This window comes from Streptomyces sp. 3214.6, from assembly GCF_900129855.1.
Lineage (GTDB): Bacteria > Actinomycetota > Actinomycetes > Streptomycetales > Streptomycetaceae > Streptomyces > Streptomyces soliscabiei.
The window spans coordinates 4,253,507-4,280,242 of the sequence record NZ_LT670819.1; the positions used below are offsets into that span (position 1 = coordinate 4,253,507).

The 26,736-nt window shown below is 70.3% G+C and carries 28 protein-coding genes and 1 pseudogene; 11 read left to right on the forward strand and 18 right to left on the reverse strand.

The window, feature by feature from the left end:
- Nucleotides 1-5: 5 nt before the first annotated feature.
- On the reverse strand, nt 6-857 hold the full coding sequence (locus B5557_RS19015) for a PaaX family transcriptional regulator (RefSeq protein WP_079660593.1): 852 nt from the start codon (nt 855-857) through the stop codon (nt 6-8).
- Nucleotides 858-990: 133 nt separating this feature from the next.
- The gene (locus B5557_RS19020) at nt 991-2,373 is read right to left on the reverse strand and encodes an MFS transporter (protein WP_079660594.1); all 1,383 of its coding nucleotides are present in this window, start codon (nt 2,371-2,373) and stop codon (nt 991-993) included.
- 172 nt (nt 2,374-2,545) lie between these two features.
- On the opposite strand from B5557_RS19020, the gene B5557_RS19025 reads away from it, so the two are divergent.
- Nucleotides 2,546-3,910, forward strand: coding sequence for a helix-turn-helix domain-containing protein (locus tag B5557_RS19025; RefSeq protein ID WP_079660595.1), 1,365 nt, complete (start codon nt 2,546-2,548; stop codon nt 3,908-3,910).
- Between the two features lies 1 nt (nt 3,911).
- On the opposite strand, the gene B5557_RS19030 is transcribed toward B5557_RS19025, so the two are convergent.
- The 10 genes from B5557_RS19030 to B5557_RS19075 form a co-directional block, all read right to left on the reverse strand.
- The gene (locus B5557_RS19030; RefSeq protein WP_079660596.1) at nt 3,912-4,574 is read right to left on the reverse strand and encodes a sigma-70 family RNA polymerase sigma factor; all 663 of its coding nucleotides are present in this window, start codon (nt 4,572-4,574) and stop codon (nt 3,912-3,914) included.
- Nucleotides 4,575-4,699: 125 nt separating this feature from the next.
- Nucleotides 4,700-5,407 carry a hypothetical protein gene (locus tag B5557_RS19035; protein ID WP_079660597.1) on the reverse strand — a complete coding sequence of 236 codons (708 nt, stop codon included), beginning with the start codon at nt 5,405-5,407 and terminating at the stop codon, nt 4,700-4,702.
- Nucleotides 5,408-5,618: 211 nt separating this feature from the next.
- On the reverse strand, nt 5,619-7,082 hold the full coding sequence (locus tag B5557_RS19040; RefSeq protein ID WP_079664874.1) for a sensor histidine kinase: 1,464 nt from the start codon (nt 7,080-7,082) through the stop codon (nt 5,619-5,621).
- A 58-nt stretch (nt 7,083-7,140) separates the two neighbouring features.
- Entirely contained in the window at nt 7,141-7,842 is a 702-nt protein-coding gene (locus B5557_RS19045; RefSeq protein WP_079664875.1) for a response regulator transcription factor, read from the reverse strand.
- A gap of 117 nt (nt 7,843-7,959) precedes the next feature.
- Nucleotides 7,960-8,559, reverse strand: a complete 600-nt coding sequence (locus B5557_RS19050; RefSeq protein WP_079660598.1) for an FMN reductase — start codon at nt 8,557-8,559, stop codon at nt 7,960-7,962.
- Nucleotides 8,556-9,692, reverse strand: a complete 1,137-nt coding sequence (locus B5557_RS19055; protein ID WP_079660599.1) for an LLM class flavin-dependent oxidoreductase — start codon at nt 9,690-9,692, stop codon at nt 8,556-8,558. Before B5557_RS19055 ends, B5557_RS19050 begins: the two co-directional genes overlap by 4 nt.
- Nucleotides 9,693-9,829: 137 nt before the next feature.
- Nucleotides 9,830-10,642, reverse strand: a complete 813-nt coding sequence (locus tag B5557_RS19060) for a TIGR03943 family putative permease subunit (RefSeq protein ID WP_079660600.1) — start codon at nt 10,640-10,642, stop codon at nt 9,830-9,832.
- Nucleotides 10,639-11,673: a permease gene (locus tag B5557_RS19065; RefSeq protein WP_079660601.1), complete on the reverse strand. Its 1,035-nt coding sequence runs from the start codon at nt 11,671-11,673 to the stop codon at nt 10,639-10,641. The genes B5557_RS19060 and B5557_RS19065 overlap by 4 nt, the downstream gene beginning before the upstream one ends.
- 4 nt (nt 11,674-11,677) lie before the next feature.
- Nucleotides 11,678-12,151 carry a MarR family winged helix-turn-helix transcriptional regulator gene (locus B5557_RS19070; protein ID WP_079660602.1) on the reverse strand — a complete coding sequence of 158 codons (474 nt, stop codon included), beginning with the start codon at nt 12,149-12,151 and terminating at the stop codon, nt 11,678-11,680.
- A 57-nt stretch (nt 12,152-12,208) separates the two neighbouring features.
- Complete coding sequence (locus B5557_RS19075) at nt 12,209-12,709, reverse strand: hypothetical protein (RefSeq protein ID WP_079664876.1); 501 nt, start codon at nt 12,707-12,709, stop codon at nt 12,209-12,211.
- Nucleotides 12,710-12,832: 123 nt separating this feature from the next.
- Between B5557_RS19075 and B5557_RS19080 the strand changes: the two are divergent.
- A pseudogene (locus B5557_RS19080) lies at nt 12,833-13,162 on the forward strand (YnfA family protein).
- Here B5557_RS19080 and B5557_RS19085 read toward each other — a convergent pair.
- Nucleotides 13,122-13,559, reverse strand: coding sequence for an ester cyclase (locus B5557_RS19085; RefSeq protein ID WP_079660603.1), 438 nt, complete (start codon nt 13,557-13,559; stop codon nt 13,122-13,124). The pseudogene B5557_RS19080 and the gene B5557_RS19085 overlap by 41 nt on opposite strands.
- Nucleotides 13,560-13,707: 148 nt before the next feature.
- Here B5557_RS19085 and B5557_RS19090 point away from each other — a divergent pair, with 148 nt between their 5' ends.
- Both B5557_RS19090 and B5557_RS19095 read left to right on the forward strand, forming a co-directional pair.
- On the forward strand, nt 13,708-14,484 hold the full coding sequence (locus tag B5557_RS19090) for an SDR family NAD(P)-dependent oxidoreductase (RefSeq protein WP_079660604.1): 777 nt from the start codon (nt 13,708-13,710) through the stop codon (nt 14,482-14,484).
- Nucleotides 14,484-14,678, forward strand: a complete 195-nt coding sequence (locus tag B5557_RS19095; RefSeq protein ID WP_079660605.1) for a hypothetical protein — start codon at nt 14,484-14,486, stop codon at nt 14,676-14,678. Before B5557_RS19090 ends, B5557_RS19095 begins: the two co-directional genes overlap by 1 nt.
- A gap of 4 nt (nt 14,679-14,682) precedes the next feature.
- Here B5557_RS19095 and B5557_RS19100 read toward each other — a convergent pair whose 3' ends face one another.
- The 3 genes from B5557_RS19100 to B5557_RS19110 form a co-directional block, all read right to left on the reverse strand.
- Nucleotides 14,683-14,988: a hypothetical protein gene (locus B5557_RS19100; protein WP_079660606.1), complete on the reverse strand. Its 306-nt coding sequence runs from the start codon at nt 14,986-14,988 to the stop codon at nt 14,683-14,685.
- Nucleotides 14,976-15,251, reverse strand: coding sequence for a hypothetical protein (locus B5557_RS19105; protein WP_143688195.1), 276 nt, complete (start codon nt 15,249-15,251; stop codon nt 14,976-14,978). The genes B5557_RS19100 and B5557_RS19105 overlap by 13 nt, the downstream gene beginning before the upstream one ends.
- Nucleotides 15,252-15,461: 210 nt before the next feature.
- Nucleotides 15,462-16,655: an RtcB family protein gene (locus tag B5557_RS19110; RefSeq protein WP_079660608.1), complete on the reverse strand. Its 1,194-nt coding sequence runs from the start codon at nt 16,653-16,655 to the stop codon at nt 15,462-15,464.
- A 245-nt stretch (nt 16,656-16,900) separates the two neighbouring features.
- Here B5557_RS19110 and B5557_RS44500 point away from each other — a divergent pair, with 245 nt between their 5' ends.
- The 3 genes from B5557_RS44500 (at nt 16,901) to B5557_RS19125 (ending at nt 20,241) form a co-directional block, all read left to right on the forward strand.
- A complete protein-coding gene (locus B5557_RS44500) occupies nt 16,901-17,737 on the forward strand; it encodes a hypothetical protein (protein ID WP_079660609.1) in 837 nt (278 codons plus the stop codon).
- A gap of 118 nt (nt 17,738-17,855) precedes the next feature.
- A complete protein-coding gene (locus B5557_RS19120) occupies nt 17,856-18,851 on the forward strand; it encodes a DUF3558 domain-containing protein (protein ID WP_107472609.1) in 996 nt (331 codons plus the stop codon).
- Between the two features lie 76 nt (nt 18,852-18,927).
- Nucleotides 18,928-20,241 carry a DUF2637 domain-containing protein gene (locus B5557_RS19125; protein WP_079660611.1) on the forward strand — a complete coding sequence of 438 codons (1,314 nt, stop codon included), beginning with the start codon at nt 18,928-18,930 and terminating at the stop codon, nt 20,239-20,241.
- 48 nt (nt 20,242-20,289) lie between these two features.
- Here the strand turns inward: B5557_RS19125 and lysS are convergent, their stop codons facing one another.
- On the reverse strand, nt 20,290-22,062 hold the full coding sequence (gene lysS, locus B5557_RS19130; RefSeq protein WP_079660612.1) for a lysine--tRNA ligase: 1,773 nt from the start codon (nt 22,060-22,062) through the stop codon (nt 20,290-20,292).
- 142 nt (nt 22,063-22,204) lie between these two features.
- On the opposite strand from lysS, the gene argS reads away from it, so the two are divergent.
- Entirely contained in the window at nt 22,205-23,974 is a 1,770-nt protein-coding gene (gene argS, locus B5557_RS19135) for an arginine--tRNA ligase (RefSeq protein WP_079660613.1), read from the forward strand.
- A gap of 84 nt (nt 23,975-24,058) precedes the next feature.
- On the opposite strand, the gene B5557_RS19140 is transcribed toward argS, so the two are convergent.
- On the reverse strand, nt 24,059-24,433 hold the full coding sequence (locus B5557_RS19140) for a peptidase inhibitor family I36 protein (RefSeq protein WP_079660614.1): 375 nt from the start codon (nt 24,431-24,433) through the stop codon (nt 24,059-24,061).
- A 322-nt stretch (nt 24,434-24,755) separates the two neighbouring features.
- Between B5557_RS19140 and B5557_RS19145 the strand changes: the two genes are divergently transcribed.
- From B5557_RS19145 to B5557_RS43745, 3 genes are read left to right on the forward strand one after another with little or no spacing between them, the layout of a single operon-like run.
- The gene (locus tag B5557_RS19145) at nt 24,756-25,559 is read left to right on the forward strand and encodes a peptidoglycan-binding protein (protein ID WP_079660615.1); all 804 of its coding nucleotides are present in this window, start codon (nt 24,756-24,758) and stop codon (nt 25,557-25,559) included.
- The gene (locus B5557_RS19150; RefSeq protein ID WP_079660616.1) at nt 25,556-26,524 is read left to right on the forward strand and encodes a helix-turn-helix domain-containing protein; all 969 of its coding nucleotides are present in this window, start codon (nt 25,556-25,558) and stop codon (nt 26,522-26,524) included. Before B5557_RS19145 ends, B5557_RS19150 begins: the two co-directional genes overlap by 4 nt.
- A complete protein-coding gene (locus B5557_RS43745; RefSeq protein ID WP_159424397.1) occupies nt 26,493-26,648 on the forward strand; it encodes a hypothetical protein in 156 nt (51 codons plus the stop codon). The genes B5557_RS19150 and B5557_RS43745 overlap by 32 nt, the downstream gene beginning before the upstream one ends.
- Nucleotides 26,649-26,736: the final 88 nt, after the last annotated feature.

Genomic DNA, 26,736 nt, shown 5'->3' on the forward strand with positions numbered 1-26,736 from the left:
ACGGCTCACCGCAGCGGCATCGTGTCCAGGAGCTCGTGGGCCAGGTGCCGCGCGGGGGCCGTGGTCTGGTCCGCGACCTTGCGGAAGGTCTCCTGGGCGGGCCGGGCCGGCCAGTCCGGAGGCAGATGGCGGGCCGGGAGACGGGGGTCCGTGCGGATCGTCCAGAGCCATTCGCTGACCAGCCGCAGCCGGGCCCCGATCGGATCGTCGCCGGGCCCGGCGTTCAGATGGGCCGTCCAGCGCTTGTCGAAGGAGACATAGCGCGCGGCGACGCTCTCCAGGTCCCAGGTCTCGCGGATCATGAGGCCGATGTCGGTGGCCGCGTCGGCGGACGCGTGGAAGATCTTGACGTGCGCGGTCAGACCGAGTTCTGCGACGACGGCGGCCACGTCCACCCTCCCCGGCGCGATCCACAGCCCGCTGTACAGCGCGCCGAACCCCGACCAGACGAGCCGGGAGCGCAGATCGTGGCGTTCGCGCTGACGGGACTCCGGGAGGGAGAAGCCCAGCAGCGTCCAGTCGCCGTCCCAGTCGTCGTTGACCGCGCCCTCGCGCCAGATACGGACCCTGCCGTCCTGCAGGACGCGCGTCGCCTGCTCGGTCAGGCCGAAGTACATCCTGCGGCCCTCCCGCTGCCGCCGCAGCAGACCCCGGCTGACCATACGGGTCAGCGTAGAGCGTACGGCCTGCTCACCGACGCCGACGCGGCCGAGGACGTCGATGATGCTGCCCGAGTAGACGCACAACTCGCCTTCCTCCAGGACGTGGTTGCCGAAGAAGGCGAGCATGAGCGACTGCGGCCGCAGTTGCGGGGCGCCGTCGAAGCTGTCCGTGTCCGAGATGTCGTCGTCCTCCACGGGGGAAAGGGTACGACCGCCCGTCGGCGGGTGCGGTGGGCGGTCGTACGGCATCACTGGTGGTCGGCGGGGTGGGCGGGGTGGGCGAGCGGCAGGGCGGCCGGCGAGGGGGTAAGGGTGCGGGTGGGCGTCGTCACGCGGAGATCTCCTGGGTGTGGGGGACCTCGGAGTCCTCGGCGGCGCCCGTCAGGGACTCCCGGCTGGTCTCGCGGACGAACAGGACGGTCACGGCGGTGATCGCCGCGCCGCCGCACAGCAGCAGGGCGACGGGGGTGCTGTTGCCGCTGCCCGCCACCAGGCTTCCGGCGATCATCGGGGAGAAGCCGGCGCCGATGAGGGTGGCGCCCTGGTAGCCGAGGGAGGCGCCGGTGTAGCGGACCTTGGTGCCGAACATCTCGGTGAGCAGGGCGCCCAGCGGGCCGTACATCGTGGACTGGGCGATGCCGTGGCCGAGGACGACGGCGAGGATCAGCAGTCCCGGCGACTTCGAGTCGACCAGTGCCATCACCGGGAAGGCGAGCGCGGCCGAGGCGAGGGCGCCGACGAGGACGACCGGGCGGCGGCCGACACGGTCGGAGAGCGTGGAGGCGCAGGGCAGCACGACGAGGGCGACGGAGGCGGACACCGTGAGCGCGGTGAGCACCTGCGGGCGGGCGTAGCCGATGCCCGTGGCGTAGGCGATCAGATAGCTGGTCAGCAGCGACTGGGCGGTGAACGCGCCGATGCCGACGCAGCAGGCCAGCAGCACGGGGCGGGGGCGGCGCAGCACGTCGAGGATCGGCAGCCGTGACTCGGCGCGCTCCTTCTTCACCTCGGCGAACAGCGGGCTCTCGACGACCTTCAGACGGACGAAGAGCCCGACGCCCAGCAGCACCACGCTCAGCAGAAACGGCACCCGCCAGCCCCAGGCAGCGAACTCGTCCTTGGGGAGGGTGACGACGAGTGTGACGACGGCCGTGGAGAGCAGGGAGCCGAGCGGGGCGCCCATCTGGGTGAAGCTGGACCACAGTCCGCGCCGCCGCTCTCCCGCGTGCTCGACGACCATCAGGGTCGCGCCGCCCCACTCGCCGCCGATGGCGACGCCCTGCACGACGCGCAGGGCGATCAGCAGCACCGGCGCCCACACGCCGATCGTGTCGTAGGTGGGCAGCAGGCCGACGAGAAAGCTCGCGCCGCCCATCAGACCCATGGTGAGCAGCAGCATCGACTTGCGGCCGAGCCGGTCGCCGAAGTGCCCGAAGAGGATGCCGCCGAGCGGACGGGCGACATAGCCGGCGGCGAAGGTGCCGAACGCGGCGATGGTGCCGACGGCCGGGTCGGCGCCGGGGAAGAACAGCTCGCCGAAGACGAGGGCGGCGACGGTTCCGTAGACGAGGAAGTCGTAGAACTCCACGGCGGTGCCGAGCAGCCCGGAGGCGGCGACGACACGTAACTGCCGGGTGCGTTCGGCGTCCGTGGACGGGGACGGGGGCGGGGAGGAGGACGGGGACGGTGATGCGATGGGGGACGGGGACATCGCGATCTCCCTTGAGCGGGGGGAAGGACACCGCGAAGTTAGGCCCTTACCTGACCACCGTCAATAAAGTGCACAACATTGGCTCGGTCGGGTGGCGGGATGACAGGTTCCGCCCCGGTCGTCTCGGGCCGTTGAGTACAGTTCCGACCTCAGCAGCCGAAGGTGACGGCGCGTGACGAAGAACCCGGGGGTGGCGGTGGGCCGTGAGCTGGACGCGGGGCAGGCGGGAACGGGAAAGGGCTCCGACGAGGTCGCCGTGCTGGACCAGATACCCGACGGACCGCGCCGCGCACTGGTCGCGCAGCTGCGCGCGCTGCGGGAGGCGTCCGGCCTGACCGTCCCGGAGCTGGTGCAACGGCTCGAACAGCGGGGCGTCGCCCTCACCGCCTCACGGTTGTCGAACTTCCTCAGCGGCCACGAAGTACCCAGCCGCGCACAGGTCACGGCATTGCACAGGGTGTGCGAGGCCGCCGCCGGGACCGAGCGCGACCCGGACGCGGTCCAGGAGACCCGCCGCCTGCTGTACGCCGTGCTCGACGCCGAGCGCACCACGAAGCCGTTACGGGCACGGGAGTTCGACCTCGAGGAACTGCGGGAGCAACTGGAACGGGTCCGGGTGCACACCGCCACCGAACTCGGCGTACTGCGCGACGAGTTGGACCGGGAGCGGGCCCTGCGTCGGCAGGCCGAGGACCAGCTGACCGTGCTGATCGCGGCCGCCGACGACCACGCCAGGGAGATCGGTGAGACCACCGCCGAGCGGGATGTGGCCCGGGGGCGGATCGCCGAGCTGGAGGACCAGATCCGCCAGCACGAGGCGCTGTTGCGCCTGCACGAGAAGGAGGCCCGGCACCTGCGGGCCATGGCGCAGGAGACCGCGCAGGAGATCGCGCGCTACGACAGCCCGGTCCTGAAGACACCCTCCCCGGAGACGACGGCGAACGCGACGGACGTCCCGAACACGCCGAACGCCCCGAACATGAGGGACGCGAGGGGCGGGCTGGAAGTGCAGGAAGTCGACGTCCTGAAGGTCGTCGCGGCGGTGGAGCGACTGCGCGACGAGGACCGCGACCATGAGGCGGACCAGGTGCTGAGCGACATCTGCGAGGCGGAGCCCGACCTGCTTCCCGTGCTCTGGCAGGCGTTTCGTGCGGGTCATCGACGCCTCGACGCCGAACGGCTGCTCGTCGAGGCGGCACAGTGCTGCAACGGGATCACGCTCTACCGCCTGTGGCGCACGAGAACGTTCCTCGGAACCCGGCACGTGGGCCTGTTCCCCCTGCACACCGACCACCTGATGACCGCCATCGGCAACCATGCGCCCCTCGACGTGCTGGAGCGGTTCATCAAGGCGTGCCGGGAGCGCGACGATCAGCAGGGGCTGCGGCTGCTGGCCCTGAACTGCACCCCGCTCCCGGTCGGCGAAGTGCTGAAACTCCGTGAGGTCGGCCTGCCGACACGGCCGTTCCTCTTCTGGCCCTGGCAGGCCCTGCTGAAGGCGGTCGCACGGACCACCGCCTTCAGCAGAACACGGTGACTCAGGCGACGAGGGCGGTGGGGGCAGCGTGGGCGGCGTGGGAGGTGGGGCCGGCGAGGGCGCCGGGTTCGGCCGCCTCCTCCTCCAGCAGGTCCACCAGCGCGGCCCGCGCCCGCGCCACGCGCGAGCGGACCGTGCCGACCGGACAGTCGCTCACCCGGGCCGCCTCCGCGTAGGGCAGGCCGGCCAGTTGCGTGAGGACGAACGCCTCCCGCCGCTCGGCCGGGAGCGAGGCCAGCAGGTCCAGCAGGACGACGCCGTCGTCGAAGCCGGGCAGGTCGCGCGGCTGGGCGCGCTCCGCGGCGAGCTGCCAGTCCGGTACGTCGGACAGCCGGGGCCGGGCGGCGGCGTACCGGTAGCTGTCGACCACCGCCCGCCGGGCGATGGACAGCAGCCAGGACCGGGCCGAGGAACGGCCCTCGAACCGGTGCAGGCTGCCGAGGGCGCGCAGGAAGGTGTCCTGCGCGAGGTCGTCGACCGCCTGGGGATCGGCGCATAGATGGGCGACGTAGCGCACGACGTCGCGGTGCAGAGCGCGGACGAATCGCTCGACCGCGTCCGCGTCACCGGCCCGGGCGGCGAGCGCCCACGCGGTTATCGACTCGTCGAGCGCGGCCTGGGAAATCTGGGGCGCCTGGGGTGCCTTTTGGGCAGACGTGATCACCTGGTGTCCTTCTCGGATCATCCATGAGGGCAAAAGGGCATGGGGCATGAGGGCATGAAGGAGAGACGGCCCGAGGCGCGGGTGAGCAGCCTCGGGTCGGATCGCCTGCTGTCGGCCTGGTCAGGTCAGACGGCGACAGCGGCCCTCAGGGGCGGGCCCCTCGTGGTGATCGCATGGGTGAGAAGGAGAAGCCGCGGCGCCCGGTCCGAGCGGCGGCGGCCGATCCGGACGCGCGGACGGTCCGGTACGGCGGGCAGAGCGAGCAGCAGTCGCAGCGGCGCGGCCAGCCATCCGGCGACCGCACGCAGAATCCGGAACGCGGCCTTCTCGCCGTAGGCCAGCCACAGCCCGCACAGCAGCGCGGCGAGGAGGTGGGCGGCGAGCATCCCGAACGAGGACGAGCCACCGTCACCGGCGCCTTGCCCCAAGTGGCCCATGTGATCCATGTGGCCCACGTGGTCCATGTGGCTCATGTGATCCATGCGGCTCATGTCCATGGAGCCCATGGAGCCCATCGGATCCATGGAGCCCATGCGCATCGAGCCCATGTCCATGGCCGCCAGGCCGGCAGCCGTCGGCTCCGAGCCGGTCAGTGAGAACGCCGAGTGCAGGGCCGTCTGCGCGGCGACGACGACCGTCACGATCAACGGCAGTCCGCGCTCCCTGCCCGCGAGGGACCAGCCGGCGATCCCGGTGACGGCCGCGCCCAGGGCCAGCGCCCACGCGGGCACTTCGGACCCGGACATCATCACGTGGCCCAGGGCGGCGAGCAGCACGCAGACGGCCGCGAACAGCGCGGCCCGTAACGTGCGAGAACACCACCCAGCGGTCATGGCGCCTCATCCTCGCATCCGGACACCGGTCGTCGTACGGGGGTACGGATTTCCACCCACCACCCTGCTCAACCCCCGGCCTGTGATCCACACCATATGCCGACTCACCGCGACACCGCTGCTGCTGCCTCCGCTTCCACTGCCGGTGCCGCCTGTCGCTGCCGGTGCCGGTGCCGGTGTCGCTGCCGGTGTCGCTCGGAGGCATGTGTGCTCAGGCGGGCCCTCGCATACGCGCGCGTTCGTCGCCTCGGCCGCCGTCCGGTAGTCCGCCGCCCGCCGTGAAGCCGATCACCGAGCCGCCGCCCGCGCGGTGGAAGGCGAAGGGGGCGCCGCCGTGTGCCAGGGCCACCTCGCGCACGATCGACAGACCGAGACCGGATCCGGGCAGGGAGCGGGCTTCGGCGGCGCGGTAGAAGCGGTCGAAGACGCGGGTCAGGTCGGCCTCGGCGATGCCGGGACCGCGGTCGAGGACCTCGACGCGGACGACACCCGGCCGGGCGGGCCCGGTGACGGCGATCTCGACCGGCGCGGTGCCCTCGCGGTCGAACTTGGTCGCGTTCTCCACGAGGTTGGACAGCGCCCGCTGGAGCATGCCCGGCCGCCCGTAGGTGCTGGTCTCGCCGCTCGCCCGGATCAGGATCTGCCGCCCGGTGCGCCGCCGGGCGAGACCCGCGACCTCCTCGGCGATGTCGGCGAGGTCCACCCTCCGCGGCGGCTCGCTGTCGGACTGGCCGGCCGCGAGGTCGACGAGCTCGTTGACCAGGTCGGTCAGCTCCCGGGCCTCCTGGGTCAGGTCGGCCACCAGTTCGTCACGGGTGTCCGGCGGCAGCTCGTCGATGCGGCGCAGCAGCGAGATGTTCGTCCGCAACGATGTCAGCGGCGTCCGCAGCTCGTGTCCCGCGTCCTGGACGAGCCGCCGCTGGTCCTCCTCCGACTGGGCGAGCCGGCCCAGCATCCGGTCGAAGGCGCGGCCGAGCCGGCCCACCTCGTCGTAACCGGTGACCGGCACCTGCACGCCGAGCCGGCGCGTGCGGGCGACGTCCTCGGCTGCCGTGGTGAGGATGACCAGGCGGTGGGTGATGCGCCGGGCCAGCCACCAGCCGAACAGGCCCGCGGCCGTCACGACCGCGATCATCAGGATCAGGGTGCGCTGCTGGAGCGCCCGCAGCAGATCCTCGGTGTCGCTGAACTCCTGCGCCACCTGCACCGCGCCCCGCCCGCCGCCCAGGGACACCGTCGCGATGCGGTAGACGTCGCTGCCGACGTCCACGTCCTTGTGCTCGGCCATCCGCCCGGCCGTCACGGCGACCGCGATCGTACGGTCGACGGACACGACCGGCAGTCCGGGGCTGCCGCCGTCGACCACCGACCCGTCCGGGCCCAGCACCTGCACGTCCGTCCGGGCCGGCCGCACGATGTCGTGGCCCGGCTCGGCCGAGGAGAAGTCCTCCGGGGTCATCGGGCGGTCGCGCACCTCGTCCCGCAGGTCCTGCACGACCTCGTCGAACACCGACTCCTGGTCGACCCGGACCAGCCGGGCGGCCGCCGAGTACGACAGGACGCCGACAAGGACGGTGACGGCGGCGGTCACGGCCGCGAAGGACACGGCGAACGTCGTCCGCAGCGACACCAGCTTCGGCCGCGGCGTCGACAGCAGCCGCCGCAGCCGACGCAGCAGGCTCACCGTCGCCTCATCCTCGCCTCACCGCGTCCCACTCCCGTCCTCGTCGCTCTCAGTCCTCGCGCAGCACGTACCCGACCCCGCGCACGGTGTGGATCAGCTGCGGGGAGCCCGGCTGGTCGAGCTTACGGCGCAGGTAGCCGACGTAGACGGCGAGGTTCTTGGAACCGGGCCCGAAGTCGTAGCCCCAGATCCGGTCGTAGATCGTGGAGTGGTCCAGGACGATCCCCGCGTTGCGCACCAGCAGTTCCAGCAGTTCGAACTCGGTCCGGGTCAGCTCCAGCTCCCGCCCGCCCCGCCACGCCCGCCGCGCCTGCGGGTCCATGCGCAGCCCGGCCCCGTCCACATACCGCTCCGACACCGGCTTCGGGGCCTCCGGCACGGGGACGGCGGCCTCGGGGTTGGTCCGGCGCAGCAGCGCCCGCAGCCGGGCGAAGACCTCCTCGACGTCGAACGGCTTGACAACGTAGTCGTCGGCGCCCGCGTCCAGCCCGGCGATCCGGTCGGCGGTCTCCACCAGCGCGGTCAGCATCAGGATGGGCGTGCGGTCGCCCTCGGCGCGCAGCACCCGGCAGACCTGGAGGCCGTCGATCCCGGGCATCATGACGTCGAGGACGAGCACGTCCGGCGGGTTCTTGTGGGCGTGTGCCAGCGCCTCGACGCCGTCGGCGACCGCGGTGACCTGGTAGCCCTCCAGGGCCAGGGCGCGTTCCAGGGCGTGGCGGATGGCACGGTCGTCTTCGGCGAGCAGCAGGGTGGGAGGCACCGGTCCAGTTTGCCAAGCTTTCCGACCGGGACGACCTGATGATCTTCCTTCAGTAGGCCTTCTTACTGGCCTCTCACTCTGCCGCAGGCAACCGGCCGACGGTTCTCAGCCCGCGGGCCGCAGGGCCGCCAACTGCTCGGCGAAGGGGACGACCTCGAACTCGTCCTTCGCCCCTTTCGCCGGGCGGGCCGCCGACAGTCCCGTCATCAGCGCGGCCAGCTCGCCCGCCGCCCGCTCGATCCGCTCGGGCAGGCCCTCCGCACCCCAGTCCTCCGAGGCCGCGTAGACGGCGGTCGGGACGACGACGGCCCGCAGGTAGGCGAAGAGCGGCCGCAGGGCGTGCTCCAGCACCAGCGAGTGCCGCGCCGAACCGCCCGTCGCGGCGATCAGCACCGGCTTGCCCGCCAGCGCGTCCGGGTCGAGCACGTCGAAGAACGACTTGAACAGCCCGCTGTAGGAGGCGGAGAACACCGGCGTGACGACGATCAGACCGTCGGCCGCCGTCACCGCCTCCAGCGCGGCCGCCAGTTTCCGCCCGGGAAACCCGTTGGTGAAGTTGTGCGCGATCTCGACGGCGAGGTCGCGCAGCTCCACGACCTCGACTTCCGCCGCCGTCCGTCCGGCGGTCGCGGCGGCCAGCCGGTCCGCCAGCAGCCGGGTCGACGACGGGACGCTCAGCCCCGCCGACACGACGACGAGCTTCATGCCACGACCTCCTTCGCTGCCTTGCCTGCCTCGCCGTCCTTGCCCGCCTGGGCTTCCTGGGCTTCCTTCTCCGCCAGCAGGGACCGGTGGGTCGGCGCGTCCGGCACGTCGGCCGGCCGCCCGACGGCGAACTCCTTGCGCAGCACCGGCACGACCTCCTCGCCGAGCATGTCGAGCTGCTCCAGCACGGTCTTCAGCGGCAGCCCCGCGTGGTCCACGAGGAACAGCTGACGCTGGTAGTCGCCGGCGTACTCGCGGAACTTGAGCGTCTTCTCGATGACCTGTTCGGGTGTGCCGACGGTCAGCGGGGTCTGGTCGGTGAAGTCCTCCAGGGACGGCCCGTGCCCGTAGACCGGCGCGTTGTCGAAGTACGGCCGGAACTCGCGCACCGCGTCCTGCGAGTTCTTCCGCATGAACACCTGCCCGCCGAGCCCGACGATGGCCTGCTCGGGCGTGCCGTGCCCGTAGTGGGCGTACCGGGTGCGGTACAGCTCGACCATCTGCTTGGTGTGGTCGGCCGGCCAGAAGATGTTGTTGTGGAAGAAGCCGTCACCGTAGAAGGCGGCCTGCTCGGCGATCTCGGGCGAGCGGATGGAGCCGTGCCAGACGAACGGCGGTACGTCGTCCAGCGGCCTCGGCGTCGACGTGAACCCCTGCAGGGCGGTGCGGAACTTCCCCTCCCAGTTGACGACGTCCTCGCGCCACAGCCGGCGCAGTAGCGCGTAGTTCTCGATGGCGAGGTTGATGCCCTGCCGGATGTCCTGCCCGAACCACGGGTACACCGGGCCGGTGTTGCCGCGCCCCATCATCAGGTCGACGCGGCCGTCGGCCAGGTGCTGGAGCATCGCGAAGTCCTCGGCGATCTTCACCGGGTCGTTGGTGGTGATCAGCGTGGTGGAGGTGGAGAGGATCAGCTTCTCCGTCCGCGCGGCTATGTACCCGAGCATCGTCGTCGGGGACGAGGGCACGAACGGCGGATTGTGGTGCTCACCGGTGGCGAACACGTCGAGCCCGACTTCCTCGGCCTTGAGCGCGATGGCGACCATGGCCTTGATCCGCTCACGCTCGGTCGGCGTACGCCCCGTCGTCGGGTCCGGCGTGACATCGCCCACCGAGAAGATCCCGAACTGCATGGTCGCTCACCCTCCAAAGTTGTTGACGCTTCAACTATACCCCTGGAACGACCCTCTCACGTTTTCTATTCCGGCCCTTTCAGGCCGCTTCCCGCCCCTTGAGGCCGACCCTGCCGTCCCCGCCGTCCCCGCCGTCGTCAGTCGAACGGCAAGGCGTCCATGTACGAGTTGGTCGGCTTCCGCACCTTCACCACCGTGCGCGCGTCCACCGCGACCGCCGCCGACGACGTACCCAGCGTCCCGCCCACGTGCCAGACCCCGTCGACGGTCACCCAGGTGTCGACCTTCGGCGCGGTCACCCCGTACACCCGCACCTTCAGCGTCGTCGAGTCCGCCGCACAGCAGCTGATGATGATCCGGGTGAGATACCAGCCGTCCCCGTCGGCGGGCGTCACGAACCCCGTCATCCGGACCGTGCGCCCCTTGACCGCCCGGGAACGGTCCTGCTGCACCCGCTGGGTGAACTCGGTGAGCGTGATCGGAAGCGGCGAGGTCGCGGGCAGCGGATCGAAGCCGTCCTCCTGCACCGCGACGACCTTGGCGGGCTCCCGGGAGGCGGTGTACGACCCGAGGGCGGGCGGCGCGTAGAACAGCAGGCTCAACACCGGCAGGAACAGCAACCAGGCGACGCGCGGCACGCGCGAGTGATCGTGACCGTGATCGTGACCGTGGCCGTGGCCACCCCGGTCGCCGTGGCCACCCCGGTCGCCGTGGCCGTTCTCATGGCCGTGCGCGTCGCGCCCCGCTTCGGGCCCGTCGCCGTGCGCCTCCCTCGACGGCGAGGCCCACGCCTCCGCCACCCCCAACCCGATCAGCAGCACCCCCGACGCGACCAGCAGCCACCGCATCCCCTCCTTCACGAACCGCAGGTACTCGTCCGTGAAGAGCGAGGTGTGCAACAACCCCAGCCCACTCAGCACCAGCAGCCCCACCTGCACATACCGCTTCACAGCAGCACCCCTCCGATCACCGCGCTGCACACCACAGCGACCACGGCCGTGGCCGCCGAGAACCGCACCGCGAAGGCGCGCCCGAACGTCCCCGCCTGCAGAGCGATCAGCTTCAGGTCGACCATCGGCCCCACCACCATGAACGCCAGCCGCGCCACCGGGGAGAACCCGCTGAGCGAGGCCGCCACGAAAGCGTCCGCCTCACTGCACACCGCGAGCACGATCGCCAGCGCCGCCAGGAACAGCACCGACAGCCACGGCGAACCCGCGAACGTGTCCAGCACCGAACGCGGCACCGCCACGTTGAAGGTCGCCGCCGCCATCGCCCCGACCACCAGGAAGCCCCCCGCGTGCAGGAAGTCGTGCTGGAAACCGCGCCGGAACTCCGTGAACCGGCTGCGCCCCGGGACATGCCCCGTGTGCCGCACCCTCGGCTTCAGCCACTCCTCGCGCCCCAGCCAGAGCCACAGCCAGCCCATCACCGCGGCCGTGACCAGCGAGGCGAGCAGTCGGGCCAGCACCATCTCCGGACTGCCCGGGAAAGCGACGGCCGTCGCGGTCAGCACGACCGGGTTCACGGCCGGCGCCGACAGCAGGAACGCGAACGCCGCCGCCGGAGTCACCCCCCGCCCGATCAGACTGTTCGCCACCGGCACCGACGCGCACTCGCACCCCGGCAGCACCACCCCGGCCATCCCCGCCACCGGCACCGCCAGCGCCGCCCGCTTCGGCAACAGCCGACTGAACGCACTCGCCGGCACGAACGCGTTGATCGCCCCCGACAGCGCCGTTCCCAACAGCAGGAACGGCAGCGCCTGCACGGTCACCGCCAGACACACCGTCCGCCACGCCTGCACCGCCGGGTCGTCCAACGACCGCCCGACGACCACCAGCACCGCCCCCGGCACCACAGCCGCCCCCAGCAGCAACAACGGCCAGTGCCGAGGCAGCCCCCGCCCACCTTCGGCACCCTGCGCCCCCTCGACCGCCACCACCGCCGCAGGCCGCACCCGTATCTCTGTTTCCTGCATCCCCCTACACCCGACCTTCCCGCAACCGCGTGATCCGCTCCCCGTGGAACTCCACCGTTCGCCTCATATACCGCACGATCACCGCGAGTTCGGCGTCTGCCAGATCCTCGAACAAGGGCGAGCGGTCCCCGCCCAGCCGCTCCCACATCCGCCCGAACTCCACGATCCGCTCCGCCACCGGCGCCACCAGCACCCGCCGCCGGTCGGCCACGTCCCGCTCCCGGACCACGTACCCCGCCCTCTCCAGCCGGTCCACCAGCCGCGTCGCCGACCCCGTGGTCAGCCCCGTCAGCTCGGCCACCCGGCCCGTCGTCACCGGCTCCCGCTCCAGCGTCAACAGGTTCAGGCACTGCAGATCGGTCGGATGCAGCCCGAGCCGGTCGGCGAGCGCCTGATTGAACAAGGCGTACGACGCCACGTACCGGCGGGAGACCGTGGACAGTTCGTCCAGCAGCCTCGACCGCACGTTCTGGGACATCGCCCACCCCTTCGCCGGCGCCGTGTGCCGAGATCGTACTCAGGGACACCAAGGACATCAGAAGAAGTAGGCGTCCCCCGTGTCCAGCACCAGCACCTGCTGCCGGTCATTGGACCGGTTACGGTCCACCGCCCCACCACCCCACAGCGTGTCGACGGCCATCGTCACCTCCCTCGGCCGCCCCCGCAGCCACACCCGCAACACGATCTGCTCCCCCAGCCCGTCCGCGGCCAACGCCCCCGTCCGGCACACCACCTCCTGCCGACCCGTCCGCGCACACCCCGCCGACAACCGCTGCTCCCCCGCCGCCAACGGCACCGACCACCGCAACCGCACCGTCGCGTCGGCGACGTTCCCCGGACCGTGGTTGCGCGGAGTCAGCCGTACGTCGACCCGAGGGCCGTCCATCACAGCGAAGCCGTGATACGACAGATCCGCCTCGGTCTCCGCACCGCCCGCGATCGCATCGCCCGCCGCCCCCTCGGCCCGCGCGGGCGAGATCCCCACCCCCACCGCCAGTACGGCACCCCACACCGCGAGACCCCGCATCCTGCGCATGCCCATGCCACCACTCCTCACGCACCGTGCCGCAAGCGACGTATGCCCGGATGTATCCCACGCGGGGCGCCCCGCAGGCGCCCTCCAACAGGTGACAGCGGACCGCCGTGCGAAGCTGCGGCCATGCTCATCCTCCACTCGGCCGCCCTCTTCGTCGTCGCCGCGCTCTTCGAGACCGGCGGCGGGTAGCTGGTCTGGCAGGGCGTGCGCGAACACCGCGGCTGGCTGTGGGCGACCGGGGGCGTCCTCGCCCTCGGCGCGTACGGCTTCGTCGCCACGTTCCAGCCCGACGCCCACTTCGGCCGCATCCTCGCCGCGTACGGCGGGATCTTCGTGGCCGGGTCGATCCGGCGCCGAGAAACGGCGGCTGAGCAGGACGTGCTCAGGAGGACTTGGGAGGGCTCAGGAGGGCTCAGGAGGGCTCGTCGGGCAGCAGCCCCAGCTGCCCCATGAACTCCATCTCGTCGAAGTAGAGCCGGTACTCGACGATCCGTCCGTCCGCGTCGACGGTGGCGAGGTCCACCCCCCGAATCCTGACCTCCTTCTGCGTCGCCGGCAGCGACTCCCCGGTGGGCAGCTGGATCGGCCCCGTGTTACGGCCGCTGAAGAACCCTTCGTCGATGGCCGTGTTACCGATCTCGTAGGAGTGCACCGACTCGAACCTGCCGTCGGGAACCATCTCCGTCATCTGCCGCCAGTACTCGGCGATGTCGTCGCGCCCGTGGATCTCCCCCGCGTCGGGGGTGACGGCGACCGCGTCCTCCGCGTACAGCTCGGCGAAGCGCCCGGGTTCCGCGTGGGTGGTGACCGCCTCGGTGAGCCGGTCCATGACCTCTCGTGCCTGTCCCATGATCGACCTCCGCAGAGCAGGAGGATCACCTCTTCCATCGTCCCACCCCGCAAAACCGTCCGCCCATCGAAAAGGCAGGCGGTCCGCCTCCTGACGTCACCTACGCTTGGCGGCAGCCAGCCGTCCGAACCGCCCCGAGGAGCACCTCATGGCCACCGCCGCACCGTCCGCCGCGTCCCGCATCGCCGTCGTCACCGGTGCGAGCAGCGGAATCGGCGCCGCCACCGCCCGCCGGCTCGCCGCGGCCGGCTACCGGGTCGTCCTCACCGCCCGCCGCAAGGACCGCATCGAGGCACTCGCGGAGGAGATCAACGCAGCGGGCCGGTCGGCGACGGCGTACCAGCTGGACGTGACGGACCGTGCGGCGGTCGACGAGTTCGCGACGGCCTTCAAGACCATCGGCGTGCTGGTCAACAACGCGGGCGGCGCGCTCGGGGCCGACCCGGTGGCCACCGGCGACCCGGCCGACTGGCGCACGATGTACGAGACGAACGTCCTCGGCACCCTCAACGTCACCCAGGCCCTGCTCCCGAAGCTGGTGGCGAGCGGCGACGGCACCGTCGTCGTCATCTCCTCGACCGCCGGCCATGGCACGTACGAGGGCGGCGCGGGCTACGTCGCCGCCAAGCACGGCGCGCACGTCCTCGCCGAGACCCTCCGCCTGGAGATCGTCGGCCAGCCGGTCCGCGTCATCGAGATCGCCCCCGGCATGGTCAAGACCGACGAGTTCGCCCTCACCCGCTTCGGCGGCGACACGGAGAAGGCGACGAAGGTGTACGAGGGCGTGGCCGAACCCCTGACGGCCGACGACGTGGCGGACACGATCACCTGGGCGGTGACCCGCCCCAGCCACGTCAACGTCGACCTCCTCGTCCTGCGCCCCCGCGCCCAGGCGTCGAACACGAAGGTCCACCGGGAACTGTGATGCCCGACCAGGAGGAGAAGAACGAGGCCGACGACACCGACGGGGCGGGCGAGCGGGCGAAGTCGCTCGAACAGGCCCGCCTGATCCAGGAGACGAAGAACGAACGCCACATGTGGGTCTTCCTGGCGTACTTCCTCTTCGGTATCCACGTCATCGCCTTCGTGATGATCTACGCGGTCCGCCACGCGAAGTAGCGCTCTACGACCCCGTACAGGTCGGATCGTCCACGATCACCGCGTTGGCCGGGATGATGACGACCTCGTCCTCGTCCTCCGCCTGCACGAACTTCGTCGTGGCGTAGCCCCGCTTGCCCTTGCCCACGCACTTGGTGGCGAGGTTCCCGAACCCGTCGGGGAAGTTGTAGACCTCGGCCGGGGTGTTCTCCCCCGCCTTCCCCGCCACCGGGGCGTCGGCCTTGCCCCGTTCGTCGTAGTACTCCTGCGAACACCCGCCGAGCAGCAGAGCGAGCACAAGCGCGGTGCCGACGGCCGTCAGCCGCCGCACGTCTTGTCCTCGACGATCTGCACGTTGGACGGCCCGGTCGCGTTGGTCGTCACATACGCCCGGAACCCGTGCCCCACGCACTTGGTGGCGAGGTTCCCGAACCCGTCGGGCATGTTGAACACCTCGGCGGCAGTGTTGTCCCCCGCCTTCCCCTGCACCGGGGCGTCCCCCTTGCCCCGCTCGTCGTTGTACTCCTGCGAACAGCCGGCGAGAGCCCCCACCCCCACCAACACCAGCCCCACAAACCAGACCGACGCACGCATCCGCTGACAACGCCCCATCGAAGAACCCCCGTATCCCCGCACTCCTGTACGACTACTACTTTCAGGACAACGCCCACCCCCGCCCCGGTTCCCACTCCCCCATAAGGTCCTGTCCGTGGACAGACCAACGCCGAGTCGGCTGCTGAGCATTGAGCAAGCGAGCAGTGAGCAAGAGGCCCGAGCCGTAACGGCTTGGGCCTCTCGCCTATTTCAACCCTTCACGCACACGACCTGCTTCAGCTTCGCCACGACCTGCACCAGGTCCCGCTGCTGATCGATGACCTGCTCGATCGGCTTGTAGGCACCCGGGATCTCGTCCACGACGCCGGAGTCCTTACGGCACTCCACGCCCCGCGTCTGCTCCTCCAGGTCCGTCGTCGTGAAGCGACGCTTCGCCGCGTTGCGGCTCATCCGCCGACCGGCACCGTGCGACGCCGAGTTGAAGGCCTTCTCGTTGCCGAGACCCTTCACGATGTACGAGCCCGTGCCCATCGAACCCGGGATGATGCCGTACTCACCGGCCCTGGCGCTGATCGCCCCCTTACGGGTGACGAGCAGGTCCATGCCGTCGTAACGCTCTCGGTTCACGTAGTTGTGATGACAGCTCACCTCGGGCTCGAAGGTCACCCGGGCCTTCTTGAACTCCCTGCGGAGAACGTCCTTGAACAGACCCATCATGATCGATCGGTTGTACTTCGCGTACTCCTGAGCCCAGTAGAGATCATTCTGGTAGGCCGCCATCTGCGGAGTGTCCGCGACGAACACGGCAAGATCGCGATCGATCAGCCCTTGGTTGTGCGGAAGCTTCTGAGCCACGCCGATGTGATGCTCGGCCAGTTCCTTGCCAATGTTCCGGGAGCCGGAGTGGAGCATGAGCCAGACCGATCCGTCACCACTGATGCAAACTTCTGCGAAGTGATTTCCGGATCCGAGCGTCCCCATCTGCTTCATGGCGCGCTCGTGACGGAATTTGACCGCTTCAGCGACTCCTTCGAACCGCCCCCAGAAGTCGTCCCACCCCGCGGTGGCCATCCCATGGAACCGCCCCGGCTCGACGGGACTGTCGTGCATTCCCCGGCCCACCGGAATGGCCTGCTCGATCTTCGAGCGCAGCCGGGACAGGTCGCCGGGCAGGTCGTTCGCCGTCAATGACGTCTTGACCGCCGACATTCCGCAGCCGATGTCCACCCCCACCGCCGCAGGACACACAGCACCCTGCATCGCGATGACCGAGCCGACCGTCGCGCCCTTGCCGTAGTGGACGTCCGGCATGACCGCCAGGCCCTTGATCCACGGGAGGGTGGCGACGTTGCGGAGCTGCTGCAGTGCGCCCTCCTCGACCGACGTCGGGTCGGTCCACATGCGGATGGGTACCTTCGCGCCCGGCATTTCCACGTACGACATTTCGCCCTCATTCCCCCGGAAACAAACAGAAGCCATAGATCGCAAAACCAGGGCCAAGGTCAGTGAAAAGGGACGACGGACCGGCATCCACGGCGTTGCGTGCGATACACATTGTCTGCAGGGGCCACCCCCGCCCGGCAAGCGATTAACCAGCGGGGACACTGGGACACCCACCCCTCGGAGCCACCGCTCACCGCCGTTCACCGCCGTCCATCACCGTTCATCACCGTCGAGAGGAGCCGACCGTGCAGCGGAAGGCCTACGTACCCGGTGTCGTCGTGCTCCTCGCGGCGCTGCTGGCAGGCTGCACCGGCGGCTCGGACAAGGGCGGCTCGACGGACAACTCCAACCCGGGCCAGGCCGGCACGTCCGCCGCCGCCGCCCAGCCGGGCAAGTACGCCACGCTGCCGGAGGCCTGCGGCGTCGTCAGCCGGAACACGCTCGACTCCCTTCTCCCCGGCATCAAGCAGCTCACCGACGAGACCCGGCGCACGGCGGCCTACGCGGGCGAGGCGACGCTGACGTACGACACGGACCGCAAGGTGGGTTGCCGTTGGAAGGTGGAGTCCTCGGACGCGACCGACCATCTTTTCGTCGACTTCGAGCGCGTCGTCTCCTACGACAACGCCGTCAGCGACGACAGCCAGGCGGAGGCCCTCTTCGCGAAGAAGGTGACCGCCGCCGACCTTCCGGAGCCCCTCCCCTCCACGAGCGCGAACCCCTCCGCGACGGCCACCCTCTCCCCCTCCCCTGCTACCTCTGCCCCTGCTTCCCCCTCCCCCTCCGCCTCCCTCTCCGCCACCGGCTCCGCCTCCCCCTCCTCCACCGTCGCGGCCGTCGACGTCCAGCCCCGGCTCCTGGACGATCTGGGCGACGAGGCGTTCATCGACGACGTGCTCAACAGTTCCGGTTCGACGGCCAAGCAGCGCACGGTGACTGTGGCGTTCCGCACGTCGAACGTCATCGTGACGATCGAGTACGAGGAGCAGCCGGCGACCGTGGGCGTGGTCCCGGACAGCAAGGAAATGCAGGACAAGGCCCGGAAACTGGCCGCACAGCTGTCCGACTCCCTGGCCGGTTGAGGCCACTTCGGCCCTGTCCGCCTCGCCCTCGCAAAGGCTTTGAAGCGGAACCGCACAGAGTCTTCACCGCGTACCGTGGCCCCTCGGACCCGATCCGACCGCAGGAACCACGAGCGTCATGAGTGAAGGAACCATGCAGCGACGAGCCCAGCGTGACGGCCAGTTTGACCAGTGTGAGCAGCGTGACGAGCGCGTGGTGCGTGCCGGAGGGCTGAACCGCCTCCTGGCCGCCGCGGTGGCCGTCCCGGTGATGCTGATCGCCGCGGGCTGCTCCTCGGACTCCGGCTCCGACTCCGGCAAGGACGCGCAGGACACGAGCGCCACGACCGGCTCCGGTTCGGGTGACTCGGCGGCGAGTGCCGCGCCGACCGTGCAGGCGGCGGCGTACAAGACGCTGCCGCAGGCGTGTGCGGTGCTGTCGAAGAAGACGCTGACGGAGCTGGTGCCGAAGGGGTCGGCCAAGGGCAAGGAGGGGACGTCCAGCGACACGGGTGCGCGGGCGAGCTGTTCCTGGTCGAGTCTGGCCAACAACGGTGTGAAGGGCTCGCAGTTCCGGTGGCTGAACGTGTCCCTGTTGCGTTTCGAGTCGGATGCGACGACCGGCGACGGCGCGTCGCAGGCGAAGACGTACTACGCGAAGCAGGTCAAGGACGCGCAGGTGGTGTCGGGCGCGAAGAACACGAAGGCGACGCCGGTGGCCGGCACGGGCGACGAGGCGACGCTGGTGCGCTACGACCTGAAGAAGTCGGAAGGCGCTTTCAAGCAGCAGACGGTTGTGGCGCGCGTCGAGAACGTCGTCGTCACGCTGGACTACAACGGGGCCGGTCTGGCGGGTGACAAGACGCCGAGCGCGGACACGTTGACGAAGTCGGCGGAGAAGGCGGTGAAGGAGGCGGTGGCCGCGGTGCAGTCGGCCAACGGCGAGGGTGGCGGCGGGAGTTCGGGCGCGTCGCCGTCGGGCCCGGCCGCCCCGTCCCCCTCCGCTGCGGGTTCGAAGGCGGCCTCTCCGACAGCGAAGGCGTCGCCGTCCGCGGCTCCGTCCACGTCGGCGTCGGCGGCGGCGTCGAAGGCGGCCGCGGCGGCTCCGAAGGCGGCCGCTTCGGCGAAGAGCTGACGGACCGGCAACGCGTGCGCCGCACACATGTGCCACCCTGTTGCGCGCAAGAACACGCAAGGGGAGGGGAGTACGGGTGTCCGCGCCAATACAGCTGACCCGGATGCACCGCGTTCTCATCGGCGTGGTGGTGACCGGCGCCGTGATCATCGCCGGCATCGGCTTCGCCGGTTCGTACGCGGCGGTCCGTGAGCTGGCTCTGAAGAAGGGCTTCGGGAACTTCTCCTATGTGTTCCCGATCGGCATCGACGCGGGTATCTGCGTCCTGCTGGCCCTGGACCTGCTGCTGACGTGGATCCGCATCCCCTTCCCGCTGCTACGTCAGACGGCGTGGCTGCTGACGGCGGCGACGATCGCGTTCAACGGTGCCGCCGCGTGGCCGGACCCGCTGGGCACGGGCATGCACGCGGTGATCCCGGTCCTGTTCGTGGTCGCGGTGGAGGCGGCGCGGCATGCGATCGGCCGGATCGCGGACATCACGGCGGACAAGCACATGGAGGGCGTGCGCATCACGCGCTGGCTGCTCTCCCCGGTGCCGACGTTCCTCCTGTGGCGACGGATGAAGCTGTGGGAGCTGCGGTCCTACGACCAGGTGATCAAGCTGGAGCAGGAACGTCTCGTCTACCGGGCGCGGCTGCATTCCCGTTTCGGCCGGGCGTGGCGTCGTAAGGCTCCGGTGGAGTCCCTGATGCCTCTGCGCCTGGCCCGTTACGGTGTCCCGCTGGCGGAGACGGCCCCGGCGGGCCTGGCGGCGGCAGGCATAGAACCGGTCCTGCTGCCCCCGATGCCGGCGCAGACGCAGGCAGCCCAGCCCCAGCCCCAGACGCAGCTGCAGACACAGGCACTGGCATCCCAGCAGGGGCCGCAGGGGCTGCAGGAGCTGGCGGCGGCCCCGGCGCAGCAACAACAACCGCAGCCGCAGCCGCAGGCACAGCCGCCCGTGCCGCCCGAGGAGGACCAGAGTCCCTGGTTCCAGTCGCCGCACGAGGTGCAGTACCAGGGCGGCTACGACCCCACGTACGACCCCTCGGAGCAGTACGCCCAGTGGTATGCGGAGCAGCAGCAGGCCGAGCAGTACACGGACCAGTACCAGGAGGAGCCCCCGGCTCAGGAGCCCTCTCCGGAGGAGACGGGTTCGTTCCCCATCCCGGTGGTGCCGGGCCGCAGCCGCGAGCTCGGTGAGGGCGGCGGTTCTCCGGAGCCGACCGAGGAGGACTACTACATGGTCTTCAAGAAGTCGATCGACGGCAGCTACCCCACGTCGGGTCAGCTGCGGGACGACGTGGAAGCGACGTTCGGCGTAACGATTCCGCAGCGTGAGGCCGACCGCATGGTCAACCGCTTCACCAACCGCCACACGGCGGAGCTGCAGGAAGACCACATCGCCTGAGACAGGAAGAAGGGGCCCTCAGAACGAGGGCCCCTTCTCCACTGCCGCTTACTCCCCGAGCAGGGCCCGCACCCGCTCCTGTCCGACCGCGAGCAGCAGCGTGGGCAGCCGCGGTCCCGTGTCACGCCCCACCAGCAGGTGGTAGAGCAGCGCGAAGAACGTCCGTTGGGCGGTCTTGATCTCCGGCGGGAGTTCCTTGGGGGTGGCGTCGGCGGGGAACCCGGCCTGCACCTTGGGCACGCCGTAGACGAGGTGGGTGAGGCCGTCCAGCGACCAGTTCTCGGCGAGGCCGTCGAGCAGCAGCCGCAGCGACTGCTGGGAGGCCTCGTCGAGGGACTTCAGCAGTTCGGCGTCGGGCTCCTCGCGCACGATGGTGCGCTGGTCGGCGGGGACGTGGTTGTTGATCCACGCCTCGGCCTTGTCGTACCGCGGCCGGGCCTCGTCGAGCGAGCCGATCGGGTTCTCGGGGTCGAGCTCGCTGAGGATCCGCAGCGCCTGGTCCTGGTGCCCGGCGGTGATGTCGGCGACGGAGGCCAGCGTCCGGTACGGCAGCGGTCGCGCCGTGCGCGGCAGGTCGCCGCCAGCCGTGCGCACCGCACGCGAGTGCGCGGCGACGTCGGCCGGCAGGGCGGAGCCGTCGGCGACCTTGCCGTCGAGCTTGTCCCACTCGTCGTAGAGGCGCTGGATCTCCTGGTCGAAGGCGATCTTGAAGGACTGGTTGGGGCGGCGGCGGGCGTACAGCCAGCGCAGGAGCTGCGGCTCCATGATCTTCAGGGCGTCGCCGGGGGTGGGCACGCCACCGCGAGAGGACGACATCTTCGCCATGCCGCTGATCCCCACGAAGGCGTACATGGGTCCGATGGGCTGCTTGCCGCCGAAGATCCCGACGATCTGCCCGCCGACCTGGAACGAGGAGCCGGGGGACGAGTGGTCGACGCCGGAGGGCTCGAACACGACGCCCTCGTAGGCCCAGCGCATGGGCCAGTCGACCTTCCAGACCAGCTTGCCGCGGTTGAACTCGTTGAGCCGGACGGTCTCGGAGAAGCCGCACGCGGTGCAGGAGTACGTGAGCTCGGTCGTGTCGTCGTCATAGGAGGTGACCGTGGTGAGGTCCTTGTCGCAGTTGCCGCAGTACGGCTTGTACGGGAAGTACCCCACGGACCCGGCCCCGGACGAGCCGTCGTCCTCGGCGGCCGCGCCGGACCCCTCGGCGGCCTCCAGCTCGGCCTCGTCGACGGGCTTCTGCTGCTTCTGCTTCGCCGGGGCCTTCTTGGTGCGGTACTGGTCGAGGATCGCGTCGATCTCGGCGCGGTGCCTGATGGCGTGCAGGATCTGCTCGCGGTAGACGCCGGCGGTGTACTGGGCGGTCTGGCTGATCCCGTCGAACTCCACGCCGAGCTCGGCGAGCGCCTCGATCATGGCGGCCTTGAAGTGCTCGGCCCAGTTCGGGTACGTCGAGCCGGCGGGGGCCGGGACGGAGGTCAGCGGCTTGCCGATGTGCTCGGCCCACGACTCGTCGACGCCCGCGATGCCGGCCGGGACCTTCCGGTAGCGGTCGTAGTCGTCCCAGGAGATCAGGTGGCGGACCTGGTACCCGCGGCGGCGGATCTCGTCGGCGACGAGGTGCGGGGTCATGACCTCACGCAGGTTGCCCAGGTGGATCGGCCCGGAGGGGGAGAGCCCGGAGGCTACGACGACGACCGGAGCGGTAGCGACTGATGTCACTGTGCCGGGGGCTCGGCGTTCCGACTCCTCGATGACCTCATCCGCGAAACGGGAGACCCAGTCGGTGGTCTCGGTGCTCTGAGCCACGATCGGCACGTCCTCTTGTTCTGAGTTGCTCGGAAGGCTTGCTGACGGGCTCATTCTCCCAGACGGCCCCGCGCCCGGGAAAACCGCTTTACCCCCCATGGGATACTGGCCGTGTCTATCCATCCCCACCAGGAGAACGGCACCCACTCCCATGGCCCCGGTCACGTCTCTCACCGCTTCGGTCCACCAGCGTCTCGCGACGGCCCTTACGGCAGCCCTGCCGGAGGCCGGCACCGCGGACCCGCTGCTGCGACGAAGCGACAGGGCGGACTTCCAGGCCAACGGCATCCTGGCCCTCGCGAAGAAGGCGAAGGCCAACCCGCGGGAGCTGGCGACGCAGGTGGTAGCGCAGGTCGTGACCGGTGACGTGATCAAGGAGATCGAGGTCTCCGGCCCCGGCTTCCTGAACGTGACGATCACCGACCGGGCGATCACCGAGAACCTGGCTGCGCGGTACGCGGACGCGGACCGCCTGGGCGTCCCACAGGCCGAGCACCCCGGCACCACCGTCATCGACTACGCCCAGCCGAACGTGGCGAAGGAGATGCACGTCGGTCACCTGCGGTCGGCGGTCATCGGCGACGCGGTGGTGCAGATCCTGGAGTTCACGGGCGAGACGGTCGTGCGCCGTCACCACATCGGCGACTGGGGCACCCAGTTCGGCATGCTCATCCAGTACCTGGACGAGCACCCGCACGAGCTGGACCACAAGGAGTCCCAGGTCAGCGGTGAGGAGGCGATGTCGAACCTCGACCGCCTCTACAAGACGGCCCGCAAGCTGTTCGACTCCGACGAGGAGTTCAAGACGCGGGCCCGTCGCCGGGTGGTCGACCTCCAGGCGGGCGACCCGCACACGCTCGCGATCTGGCAGAAGTTCGTCGACGAGTCGAAGATCTACTTCTTCTCGGTCTTCGAGAAGCTGGACATGGAGGTCCGGGACCCGGACATCGTCGGCGAGTCGGGTTACAACGACATGCTGGCGGAGACCTGCCGGCTCCTGGAGGAGTCGGGCGTGGCGGTCCGCTCGGAGGGCGCGCTCTGCGTCTTCTTCGAGGACGTCAAGGGCCCGGACGGCAACCCGGTCCCGCTGATCGTGCAGAAGTCGGACGGCGGCTACGGCTACGCGGCGACGGACCTGTCGGCGATCCGTGACCGTGTCTTCAACATCAAGGCGGACACGCTGCTCTATGTCGTGGACGCCCGTCAGTCGCTGCACTTCAGGATGGTCTTCGAGACGGCGCGCAGGGCGGGCTGGCTGAACGAGGACGTCAAGGCGCACCAGTTGGCGTTCGGCACGGTCCTGGGCAAGGACGGCAAGCCGTTCAAGACCCGTGAGGGCGAGACGGTGAAGCTGGTCGACCTCCTCGACGAGGCGGTGGACCGGGCGACGGCCGTCGTCGGCGAGAAGCGCGAGAAGGTCGGGCTGACGGACGAGGAGGTCGTCGAGAACGGCCGGTACGTGGGCATCGGCGCGGTGAAGTACGCCGACCTGTCGACGTCCGCGGTCCGCGACTACAAGTTCGACCTGGACCAGATGGTCTCGCTGAACGGCGACACGTCGGTGTACCTCCAGTACGCGTACGCCCGTATCCAGTCGATCCTGCGCAAGGCGGGCGAGGCCCGCCCGGCCGCCCACCCGGAGCTTGAACTGGCCCCGGCGGAGCGGGCGTTGGGCCTGCATCTGGACCAGTTCGGCGAGCTGCTGGCGGAGGTCGCGGCGGAGTACGCGCCGCACAAGCTGGCGGCGTACCTCTACCAGCTGGCCTCGCACCTGACGACGTTCTACGACCAGTGCCACGTGCTGTCGCCGGACAACGCGCCGGAGGTCGTCGAGAACCGGCTGTTCCTGGTCGACCTGACGGGCCGCACGCTGCACCTGGGCATGGCCCTGCTGGGCATCCGGACGCCCGAAAAGCTCTGAGTCTGAGCGCCTGAAGCGAACGCCACGGCCCGTCCTCTCCCCCGTGAGAGGACGGGCCGTGGCGTTCGCTCAGCTCGGTTCAGCTCAGCTGCAGTTCACCCACGTGTTGGACTTGATGTAGTGGCTCTCGGGGGTGCTCGTCTTGTAGCCCTTGTAGACGAGCGAGCTGGAGCCGCCGTAGTCCCTCTCCGAGTACCACTTGAGGTCACAGGAGTTGCCGTGGTTGTACCAGGACTTGAAGCTCTGGAAGACCGAGTACTGGGTCAGGTCACGGTTCGTCCCCGAGATCTTCTGCATGTGGCCGGTGTAGTTCTGCCCGGCCCAGACGCAGAACCAGCCCGCCGGACAGTCCGACGACGCCGACGGCGCGGCCTGGGCCGCACCCGCGCTTCCGGCCAGCAGACCACCGGTCATCAGGACACCACTGGCCAGGGCGGCGAACTTCTTGGTCATACGCATGCTGTTACCCCCTTCGTCGGAACCGCTTTCCTCGCCCTGACGTTCCCCCGGGCGAGCGGCTCGCTGTCTGAGACATGAGTGGGCCGACCGCACCGGCCGGCTCGCAAACAAGAGTGGGGGCGGGGAGCAGGGGCCGCCACGGCCGCCGCGGAAGTGACGGCTTCTTGGGACGTCCCACCCGCTGACCTGCGTGGATGCCATCCGTCGGGACGCTGCGGCGGGACGGCTGTGGCAGACCATGTGCAGACGGTGTGCCGCTCATGCAGAATGCGACGCAGCGGGGGGCCGCTGACCACGGTCCATGACCGCATATGGGGGGAACATGGCGCGTCGCAAAGCGCTGTCCGCCGAACTCGATCCGCGTGTACGGCAGTTGGTGACGGAGTTACGCGGGCTGACGGATCGCGGCGAGCTGAGCATGCGCCAACTGGCGGCCAAGACGGGGTACAGCCAGAAGTCGTGGGAACGGTATCTGGGCGGCCGGTCGCTGCCGCCCCGGGACGCCGTGGAGAAACTGGCCCGGATCGGCGGCGTCGACCCCGTGCGGCTGCTCGCGTTGCACGAGGTCGCGGCCGAGACATGGGGCGCCGCACAGGTGACGACCACGTCGGCGCCGGCGGCGCGGGCTGCTTCGGCGGCGCGGGCTGCTTCGGCGGAGCAGGCTGTGGGTGCGGAGGAGGGGGCCGTCAGCGTGCCGCCTCCCGGGCGTTCGCTGCACATCGCGCTCGTCGCGGGAGTGCTGGCCCTGGTCCTGGCCGTCTCCACCGCGGTCCTTCTGATCATGCGGCTCGACGACGGCGGCGACCACGCGATCGCTCCCCCGGGCCCGTCCACCGCCGGGGCGTCGTCGTCCGCTCCCACGTACAGCTGCCGCGTCGAGAAGGTCGGCGGGCTCTGGTACGCGGGCAACAGCCGCACCCAGGACGCCGAGATCGCCACCGGCAACAGCGGTCCCGACGTGGCCGAGGCGCAGTGCCTGCTGCGCCGGGCGGGCATCTCGCCGGGGGGCATCGACGGCATGTTCGGTCCGCTGACCCGGCGAGCGGTCATGACCCTGCAGAAGCGGTCGGGTCTGGAGGACGACGGCATCGTCGGACCGCTCACGTGGAAGGCGCTCCGCGGATGACCAGGCCCGAGCCGTCACCGGAGAGCGCCCGGCTGGCCACCGGGCTGAGGGAGTTGAAGGAGCGCACGGGTCTGAGCCTGGCCGGGCTCGCGGCGAAGACCACGTTCAGCAAGTCGTCCTGGGAGCGCTATCTCAACGGCAGGACGCTGCCGCCGCGCCCGGCGGTCCAGGAGCTGTGCAGGTTGGCCGGTGAACCGCCCGGCCGCTACCTGGCACTGCGGGACCTCGCGCAGTCGGAGTGGAGCGACGCCCCGAAGGAGCCGACGCCGACGACCACGCAGACCACGCCGACCGCGCCGACGGAACCCTCCCCGCCCCCGACGCCGACCCCGACTCCAGCTCCCGGAGGCTCCACGGACGCCGTCGGTCGCCGGGGAGCGACGGCCGTGGCGGTCCTGGTGTCGGTGTCCGCCCTGGTGTTCGGGGCGGTCGTACTGACCCTTCTCCTCCTCCCGCACGGGAGTGAGGGGGCACGACCGTCGGCATCGTCGTCGGCGTCCCCGTCCGTGACCGGGCCGCGCTGCCGGGACGCCGGCTGCGAGGGCAAGGACCCGCTGGTCATGCAGTGCGGCCCCGCGCCCGAGACCCTGGCCGAGCACGTCACCGCCACCGGAGCCTCGGTACAGCTGCGGTACAGCGAGATGTGCGGGGCCACGTGGGTACGGATGTGGGGCACGCGGATCGGCGACGAGGTCGAACTACGCGGCCACCTCGCCCGGGTGAGGAACCGCATCGAGGCGGACACCTACGTCCACACACTCATGGCGACGACCCGCGCGGGAACGGTCATCCGGGCCTGCTTCCTCCCCGCGGCGGGCGGCAAGAGGGAATGCTTCCAGGCCACGGTGGACCGGGTCACGTCGGAACCGACTCCTGGCACGCACGCGTCCCCCGAGGTGCCGGCATCAGGAACACGGGCGCAGGGAGGAACAGTTGGGCGGCCAGGACGACCCGTCGGTCGGTGAGGCGCTGATCGGCTTCCTGCTGATCGGCGGGGCGGGCGTGCTCATCCCGGCCGCCGTCGTGCTGCCGCTGATCGGCCTGGGCATCTGGCTGACGCATCGCCTGCGCGCGAGAAAGTCCCGCTGACCGCCGGCCTCCCGTCCGGCACCCGTTTTCCCTGGAGCGGTCCCTCGAACTCGCACCACACCACCTTCCCGAGCTCGCAATCGCGTCG

What these genes read in the sequence shown, in the direction of transcription:
- B5557_RS19020 (WP_079660594.1), bottom strand. Translation starts at nt 2,373, where the DNA reads ATGTCCCCGTCCCCCATCGCATCACCGTCCCCGTCCTCCTCCCCGCCC.
- B5557_RS19035 (WP_079660597.1), bottom strand. Translation starts at nt 5,407, where the DNA reads ATGACCGCTGGGTGGTGTTCTCGCACGTTACGGGCCGCGCTGTTCGCG.
- B5557_RS19050 (WP_079660598.1), bottom strand. Translation starts at nt 8,559, where the DNA reads ATGAAGCTCGTCGTCGTGTCGGCGGGGCTGAGCGTCCCGTCGTCGACC.
- B5557_RS19055 (WP_079660599.1), bottom strand. Translation starts at nt 9,692, where the DNA reads ATGCAGTTCGGGATCTTCTCGGTGGGCGATGTCACGCCGGACCCGACG.
- B5557_RS19065 (WP_079660601.1), bottom strand. Translation starts at nt 11,673, where the DNA reads ATGCAGGAAACAGAGATACGGGTGCGGCCTGCGGCGGTGGTGGCGGTC.
- B5557_RS19070 (WP_079660602.1), bottom strand. Translation starts at nt 12,151, where the DNA reads ATGTCCCAGAACGTGCGGTCGAGGCTGCTGGACGAACTGTCCACGGTC.
- B5557_RS19075 (WP_079664876.1), bottom strand. Translation starts at nt 12,709, where the DNA reads ATGCGCAGGATGCGGGGTCTCGCGGTGTGGGGTGCCGTACTGGCGGTG.
- B5557_RS19085 (WP_079660603.1), bottom strand. Translation starts at nt 13,559, where the DNA reads ATGGGACAGGCACGAGAGGTCATGGACCGGCTCACCGAGGCGGTCACC.
- B5557_RS19090 (WP_079660604.1), top strand. Translation starts at nt 13,708, where the DNA reads ATGGCCACCGCCGCACCGTCCGCCGCGTCCCGCATCGCCGTCGTCACC.
- B5557_RS19095 (WP_079660605.1), top strand. Translation starts at nt 14,484, where the DNA reads ATGCCCGACCAGGAGGAGAAGAACGAGGCCGACGACACCGACGGGGCG.
- B5557_RS19105 (WP_143688195.1), bottom strand. Translation starts at nt 15,251, where the DNA reads ATGCGTGCGTCGGTCTGGTTTGTGGGGCTGGTGTTGGTGGGGGTGGGG.
- B5557_RS19110 (WP_079660608.1), bottom strand. Translation starts at nt 16,655, where the DNA reads ATGTCGTACGTGGAAATGCCGGGCGCGAAGGTACCCATCCGCATGTGG.
- B5557_RS19120 (WP_107472609.1), top strand. Translation starts at nt 17,856, where the DNA reads ATGAGTGAAGGAACCATGCAGCGACGAGCCCAGCGTGACGGCCAGTTT.
- argS (WP_079660613.1), top strand. Translation starts at nt 22,205, where the DNA reads ATGGCCCCGGTCACGTCTCTCACCGCTTCGGTCCACCAGCGTCTCGCG.
- B5557_RS19140 (WP_079660614.1), bottom strand. Translation starts at nt 24,433, where the DNA reads ATGCGTATGACCAAGAAGTTCGCCGCCCTGGCCAGTGGTGTCCTGATG.
- B5557_RS19145 (WP_079660615.1), top strand. Translation starts at nt 24,756, where the DNA reads ATGGCGCGTCGCAAAGCGCTGTCCGCCGAACTCGATCCGCGTGTACGG.
- B5557_RS19150 (WP_079660616.1), top strand. Translation starts at nt 25,556, where the DNA reads ATGACCAGGCCCGAGCCGTCACCGGAGAGCGCCCGGCTGGCCACCGGG.